7 protein-coding genes and 1 pseudogene are annotated in these 6,692 nt (G+C 73.6%); 3 read left to right on the top strand and 5 right to left on the bottom strand.

Annotated elements, in window-relative coordinates:
- Both CCN56_RS43345 and CCN56_RS22220 read right to left on the bottom strand, forming a co-directional pair.
- Positions 1-288: pseudogene (locus tag CCN56_RS43345) on the bottom strand (DUF2079 domain-containing protein); the annotation flags it as partial.
- A 76-nt stretch (positions 289-364) separates the two neighbouring features.
- Positions 365-1,102 carry an A24 family peptidase gene (locus CCN56_RS22220; RefSeq protein WP_179199942.1) on the bottom strand — a complete coding sequence of 246 codons (738 nt, stop codon included), beginning with the start codon at positions 1,100-1,102 and terminating at the stop codon, positions 365-367.
- 40 nt (positions 1,103-1,142) lie between these two features.
- On the opposite strand from CCN56_RS22220, the gene CCN56_RS22215 reads away from it, so the two are divergent.
- Positions 1,143-1,505: a DUF192 domain-containing protein gene (locus tag CCN56_RS22215; RefSeq protein WP_086829348.1), complete on the top strand. Its 363-nt coding sequence runs from the start codon at positions 1,143-1,145 to the stop codon at positions 1,503-1,505.
- A gap of 36 nt (positions 1,506-1,541) precedes the next feature.
- Here the strand turns inward: CCN56_RS22215 and CCN56_RS22210 are convergent, their stop codons facing one another.
- Positions 1,542-2,642, bottom strand: a complete 1,101-nt coding sequence (locus tag CCN56_RS22210) for a hypothetical protein (RefSeq protein ID WP_086829346.1) — start codon at positions 2,640-2,642, stop codon at positions 1,542-1,544.
- Between the two features lie 31 nt (positions 2,643-2,673).
- Positions 2,674-3,060 carry a hypothetical protein gene (locus CCN56_RS22205; protein WP_086829344.1) on the bottom strand — a complete coding sequence of 129 codons (387 nt, stop codon included), beginning with the start codon at positions 3,058-3,060 and terminating at the stop codon, positions 2,674-2,676.
- Between the two features lie 122 nt (positions 3,061-3,182).
- On the opposite strand from CCN56_RS22205, the gene CCN56_RS22200 reads away from it, so the two are divergent.
- Positions 3,183-4,103 carry a hypothetical protein gene (locus CCN56_RS22200; RefSeq protein WP_086829342.1) on the top strand — a complete coding sequence of 307 codons (921 nt, stop codon included), beginning with the start codon at positions 3,183-3,185 and terminating at the stop codon, positions 4,101-4,103.
- Positions 4,104-4,131: 28 nt separating this feature from the next.
- Here the strand turns inward: CCN56_RS22200 and CCN56_RS42690 are convergent, their stop codons facing one another.
- Positions 4,132-4,560 (bottom strand): hypothetical protein, encoded by a 429-nt coding sequence (locus CCN56_RS42690; protein ID WP_143664597.1) that lies wholly within the window; start codon positions 4,558-4,560, stop codon positions 4,132-4,134.
- A gap of 60 nt (positions 4,561-4,620) precedes the next feature.
- Here CCN56_RS42690 and CCN56_RS22190 point away from each other — a divergent pair.
- Positions 4,621-6,692, top strand: a 2,072-nt coding sequence (locus CCN56_RS22190) for a tetratricopeptide repeat protein (RefSeq protein ID WP_306300620.1), incomplete at its 3' end; no start/stop codon positions are given.

The following is a 6,692-nucleotide window of genomic DNA, read 5'->3' as shown; positions in this document are numbered from 1 at the left end:
GGCCTCGGCGACGTGAAGCTGGCGGTCCCGCTCGGCGCCGCGCTCGGCTGGTACGGCTGGGGCGTGCTCTTCGCCGGGGCCTTCGCGGGCTTCGGCGTAGGCGCGGACGGCCTGCTCGAAGATGCCGAGGTCGTAGCCGGTGGTGCGCAGGAGCTGGTGGCGGCGCACGGCGACGGTCGCGTAGGGGAGGAAGAGCCCGGCGGCCCAGACCCAGGGGGCGGGGGGCCGGCGGGTCGGGGGCGCGGACGCCGTGCCCTTTACGGGTGCTTCGCTCGCAATTGTCAGCATGTGCGGCGATGCTAGGGCGGGCCCTCGGGGCACGGCGGTGAACGCGCCGAGGAGAGGGTCGAGGAGCGGCGGGCTTTCAGGGAATCGCGGTGAACGCGCCGAGGAGGAGGCCGAGCAGGGCGCCCCCGAGCATGAAGGGGCCGAAGGGGATCGCCGAGGAGCGTCCGGCCCGGCGCAGCAGGACGAGGCCGAGGCCGTAGACCGCGCCGAGGAGGAAGCCCGCGAAGGCCCCGGCGAAGAGCACGCCCCAGCCGTACCAGCCGAGCGCGGCGCCGAGCGGGACCGCCAGCTTCACGTCGCCGAGGCCGAGCCCGCTCGGGTTGATCAGGAACAGCACCAGATAGGCCCCGCCGAGGGCGAGCCCGCCGAGCAGGGCGTGGATCCAGGAGCCGGCGTCGTACGGGAGGAGTTCGGCGCCGCCGAGGAGCAGGGGCACGGCGGCGGCGAGCGGCAGGGTGAGCCCGTCCGGAAGCCGGTGCACGCGCGCGTCCACGCAGGCGAGGAGGACGGCGAAGGGCGCGCCGAGCAGCCAGACCGCGAGCTCGGGCCGGGGCCCGCCGGTGGCGGCGGCGAGCGCGGCGCAGACGAGGGCGGTGAGCAGCGGCGCGAGGAACGGGCTCGCGGTGGTCGCGCAGGCCTGCCGCCCGGGCCCGCCGAACCAGCCGCGCCCGGGCCCGACGAGGACGTGCCCGGCGGGGCAGCGGTCCCGCCACGGCTCCTCGGGCTCCACGGAGAGCCGGTACGCGGCCCGGGGCACGAGCAGCCCGACGGCGGCCCCCCACAGGGCGGCGACGACGATCACGGTGACCTCCACGCACGAGACCCTAAGCCGCTGGGCCGCTACGGTCTGGCGCATGGGGAAATGGGTGGACGGGACGGGGACGTTGACAGTGGCCGCGCGGGCCCGGGAGATCCCGCTGGAGGTGGCGGCCTCGTACCGGGCAAGGCGGCGGGGACTGCTCGGCCGGGACGGGATCGCAGGGGCGCTGCTGATCGTCCGGACGAACAGCGTGCACACCTTCGGCATGCGCTTCCCGATCGACGTGGCCTACCTGGACGGCTCGTTCACGGTCCGGTCGGTGGTGACGATGCGGCCGGGGCGGCTCGGGATGATCCGGCCGCGCGGCCGGCACGTCCTGGAGACGGAGGCGGGGGCGATGGCGGAGTGGGGGCTGAAAAAGGGAGTACGCGTGCGCGTGGACCTCACGGGCAGCTGAAACCGGGGGTACGCGGGCGCGTGTCCTGCGGACAGGTCACGGCGGGCCCGAACCGAGCAGGGTGAACGCCCCGTACGCACCGGAGGCGAGGGCGAGCCCGGCGAGGACGGGCACGGCGGTACGGGTCCGCACGCGCGCGAGGGCCACGGCGGGCGGGAGGAGCAGCCCGAACGCGGGCATCATCAGGCGCGGCCGGGAGCCGAAGTAGGCGGCGCCGACGAGCGAGACGAACACGACGCCGATCGTGTAGACGAGCAGCGGCAGCGGCTGGCGCTGCCGCACGCACAGCGCGATCAGCCATCCGAGCAGGGCGAGCGCGGCGCACAGGCCGAGGGCGGCGGGCCACGGCAGGCCCGCGATGAACAGGGCGAGGGCGACACCGCCGTCGATGGAGTTGCCCCAGGCGGCCTGGACGTCGAAGTAGGCGGTGGGGCTCCCTTGCCTGACCCCGACGTAGGCGATGTACGCGAGCCAGCCCAGCGGGGCGATGAGCACTCCGGCCACCGTCCGCAGGGGCAGCCGCCGTTCCCGTACGAGGGTGGCGAGGGCCGTGATGCCGAGGGCGGCGATCAGCGCGGCGGCCGTCGGCCGGGTGAGCCCGGCGGCCGCGCACAGGACGCCGGCGAGGATCCAGCGCCCGCGCAGCACGGCGTACAGCGACCAGGCGGCGAGGGCCGTGAACAGCGTCTCGGTGTAGGCCATGGACTGCACGAAGGCGGTCGGGTACACGCCCCAGAGAACGGCGAGGAGCACGCCCGCGCGTGGCCCGGCGACATGGGCGCCGCACTTCGCGATGCCCCAGGCGGCGGCGAGCCCGGCGGTCCAGGAGACGAGCAGCCCGGCGGTGGCGGCGTCGACGGGGAGGACGGCGGAGAGGCCGCGCTCCAGGGCGGGGAGGAGCGGGAAGAAGGCGAGGTCGGAGTGGACGTCACCGTGGGGAAGGGTGACCTGGTACCCGTATCCGTGCTCGGCGATCCGCACGTACCAGACGGAGTCCCAGCGCCCGTTGAGCCGGTGCAGCCCGTCCTTCCCGGTGGCGCCGGCCGCGACGGCGAGGACGACGAGCCCGACGAGTCGGGTGGCGGCGTACCCGCCGAGGGCGGCGAGGGTGGGGTTGCTTGGCCTGGTCAGGGACATGCGCCCGATTATCCGGGGGCACGGGCAGGGCTCACCCGAGGGGCCTTATGCGGACGAACTTCGCGGCCATGACGGGACCGAGCTGCTCGACGATGGCGTGCCCGGGCTCCTGCGGCGAGGGCAGGTCGCCGAGGAAGGAGGTGACGATGACCTCGTCGATGCCGAAAACGCCGCGCGCGCTCTGCTCCTCCAGGAAGTCGAGCGTGTGGCGCCAGTCGGCGGCGTCGGGGGCTTCCCCCAGGAAGGACCGGACGGTGTCCTGGACGACGTCCCAGAAGAAGACGTGCGGCAGGACGCCGCCCTGATGGAAGACGTGGGTCTCGTACGTCCTCCGGAACTCGGGGATCCGGGTGACGAGGTCACTGACCAGCTGCACGCTGGGGGCCGGGTGGGGAGTCGCGCTCGGGCTCGCCGTCATCTGTCCAGAATGCTCCTGCCGAAGGGGGATGTCCCGCCGGATTTACGCTTTCCTGGCGACGTCTTTCGCCGGGTTTTCCACAGGGGGTGCGAAGTGTCCCTCTTCCGTGGATCGTTGGGCGTATGTACGAGTTGGCGATCCTCGCCAGGGGCGGGGTCCTCCTGACGGTCTGGGCGGTCGCGGCGGGCTGGTCCCCCGGCCGACTGGCCGGACGGCTGCGCCGCGACGGCTGGCAGCGGATCTGCCGGGGCGCGTGGGCGGCCCCGGGGAGGGAGGTGGACTGGCGGCTGAGGGCGACGGCCCTCCAGTTCCTGCGCCCGGAACTGGTGTGCAGCCACGGGACGGCGGCGCGACTGCACCGCGTCGAGCGACTGGGAACGGCGGCCGCGGACGCCCCGCTGGAGTTCACGGCCCCGGCACCGACCCGCTCGGCGCTCGGCGCGCGCACCCGGATCCACGGCACGACGTTCCTGACGTCCCGGGACCGGTCGATACGACGCGGGCTGCGGACGACGACCCCGGCGCGGACGGTCGGCGACCTGATACGGACTTCGGCGACCCGGGAGGAGGCGGTGGTCGTCGCGGACTCGGCACTCGCGCGCCGGGCGGTCGGGGGCGTGTGGCGGGAAGCCGTCGTCCGGTACGAGGAGCTGGTCGCCGAACTCGCCGCGCCCCGGCCGGGCGGGCCCCGTGCCCGCGCGTGGCTGCGCCTGACGGAACCGGCGTCGGGGTCCCCGGCGGAGACGGTGGCGAGGCTGCGGATGGGCGACACGGGCCTGGTCCCCGAGTGCCAACCGACCCTCCTCGCGGCGAGCGGCCGCCCCCTGCGCCCGGACTTCCTGTTCCGGAGGGCGGGCCTGGCGGTCGAGATCGAGGGCTACGCCTTCCACGGCACCCGCCGCGCCCACGAACGGGACGTCGCCCGCTTCAACGCGCTCCAGTCCTGCCGGGAGGTCCGCCGGGTGCTGCGCTTCACGGCGAGGGAGGTGTTCCAGCACCCGGACCGGATGACGGGGACGATCCTGGCGGCGCTGAGCCTGTGACACCGAACTCGGCGTACCAGCAGGCTCGTTACGGGGGTACGCGCGCGGGGAAGAGGAGAGTCACGTAGGGGGACCAAGGGGGGCAGATGTCTCGTCCGATGCGGTGGACGGTGACCGTGGTGGCGGCGGCCGTGACGTTCTGGGTGTGCTTGTGGGCGGCCCGGACGGTGTCGTGGGGATGGCTGCCGAAGGAGGAGGAGACGCGGTTCGCGGTGGCGATCGCGTTCGCCACGGTGGCGGCGACGGTGGTTGCGGCGGGGGTCGGTTGGTGGGCGGGGCAGGAGCAGCCACCTGCGCCCGCACCCACGCCTGCGCCCGGGCGCACGGTGACGCAGCGGGCGACGGCGACCGGGAACGGCCGGGTCACCCAGGTGGGCGGCAGCCGGATCCCGGCCCCCGCGTCCGCCGCCCCCGACCGGGTGGAACAGCAGGCGGAAGCGTCCGACCAGGGAAGCATCACCCAAGTCGGCGGGGATCAGCACGTCAGCGGAACGGGGACCGATGACCAGTCGACACGATCCTGAACACGGCACACAGCAGGCCGACGCCTCAGGCCACGCCGAGCACGTCACACAGCAGGCCGACGCCTCAGGCCCTGGACGCCCTGCCGCCGGCGCCGGAGCTGATCGGTCGTGCGGCAAAGACCGACGAACTCCTCAAGGCGCTCGCCCCCGGCGGAACGGGGTCGGGCGTGACGGTGGTGACGGGCCTGCCGGGTGTCGGCAAGACGGCCCTGGCCCTGCACACCGCCCACCGGGCCGTCGCACGGGGCCACTTCCCCGGCGGAACCCTCTTCGTACACCTGCGCGGCTACGCCCCGACCGGCGCGGTCCGCCCCGAGCAGGCGCTTGAGGCGCTGCTGCGGGCCCTGGGCGTACGGACCGAGGACCTGCCGCCGACGGTCGAGGAGCAGGCCGGCCTGTACCAGTCGGAACTGGCCCGCCGCGCCAGGGACCACGGCCCGGTCCTGATCCTCGCCGACGACGCCTCCTCCCCCGCCCAGTTGCTCCCCCTGATACCGGCGCACCCGGGCCACCGGCTCCTGGCCACGTCCCGCGACGCGTTGACCTCGCCCGACTTCCGGCCCCGACTCGTCCCCCTGGACGAGCTGGACACCGAGTCGGCCGTCGCGCTGATCGCCGACTCCCTCGCCCAGGTCCGCCCGGACGACGAGCGCGCCGGGGCGGAGCCCGAGGCGCTGAAGCAGGTGGCAGGCCACTGCGGCCGTCTGCCGCTGGCCCTGACGATCGCCGCCGCCCTGCTGATCGACGACCCGGGACTCCGGATCGCCAAGCTGGCGGACGAGCTCGCCGACGCCCGCACCCGGCTGGAGTCGCTCCGACACGAGGACGTCACCGGACGCACCTTGGCGGTCCGCGCCGCCTTCGACCTGTCGTACCGGCGCTTGAAGGAACGGGACGCCCGGCTCTTCGCTCTGCTTCCCCTCAACCCGGGCCCCGACCTGTCGACCGAGGCCGCCGCCGCCCTGAGCGGCCGACCCGCCCGAGAGACCCGCAGGAGTCTGGCCACCCTCGCACGGTCCTGCCTGATCAGCGAAGACCCGGTCGGCTCCGACCGCTGGCGGATGCACGACCTGATCCGCCTGTACGCCGGCGAACTCCCCCCGGAGCAGGACGAGAGCCGGGCCCTGGAACGACTCCTGGCGTACTACCTCGTCACCTGCGACGCGGCCGACGACCACCTACGCGCCCTGCCCGGTCAACCGGTGCCCGAGGCCTTTCCCGACCAGGCCACCGCCCTGGCCTGGCTGGACGCCGAACGTGCCAACCTCATCGCCACGGTCTCTCGCGCCGCCGCCGGCACCCCCTCCGCGGCCCTGCGACTGGTCGAATGCCTGAACGTCTATCTGAATCAGCGCCGCCGCTTCCACGACATGCTCGCCGTCGGCGAGTACGCCCTCGCCGCAGCCCGCGAACTCGGCGACCGTCGGAGCGAAGCCATGGCGCTCAGCACACTCGGCAGCGCCCTGAGGCAAGTCCGACGCTTCGACGAAGCCATCACCGCCCACGACCAAGCCGCCCAGATCTGCCGCGAACTCGGCGACCACCGCAACGAAGGCCAGTGCCTCGGCAACCTCGGCAACGACCTGGAGGAAGCACGGCGCTTCGACGAAGCCATCACCGCCCACACCCGAGCCGCCCACATCTTCCACGCACTCGGCGACCAGCACCGCGGGGGCCAGGCACTCAACAACCTCGGCAACGCCCTACAAGCAGTACGACGCTTCGACGAAGCCATCATCGCCCACACCGCAAACCTCATGATCTGCCGCGAACTCGGCGACCTCCACGGCGAAGGACTGACACTCGGCAACCTCGGCAACGCCCTGAGGGAAGTCCGACGCTTCGACGAGGCCATCACCGCCCACAACCAAGCCGCCCGCATCTTCCGGAAGTTCGGCGACCGCCACAGCAAAGGCCAGGCGCTCGACAACCTCGGCGTCGTCCTGCAAGAAGCGCAACGCCCCGACGAAGCCATCGCCGCCCATGCCGAAGCCGCCCGCATCTTCCACGAACTCGACGACCACCACCGCGAAGGCGCGGCACTCAACAACCTCGGCAACGCCCT

Source organism: Streptomyces sp. NRRL B-24572 (assembly GCF_002156145.1).
GTDB classification, from domain to species: Bacteria; Actinomycetota; Actinomycetes; order Streptomycetales; family Streptomycetaceae; genus Streptomyces; species Streptomyces vietnamensis.
Note: the sequence above shows the minus strand (reverse complement) of the source record. Positions and strands in the feature narration are given on the sequence as shown.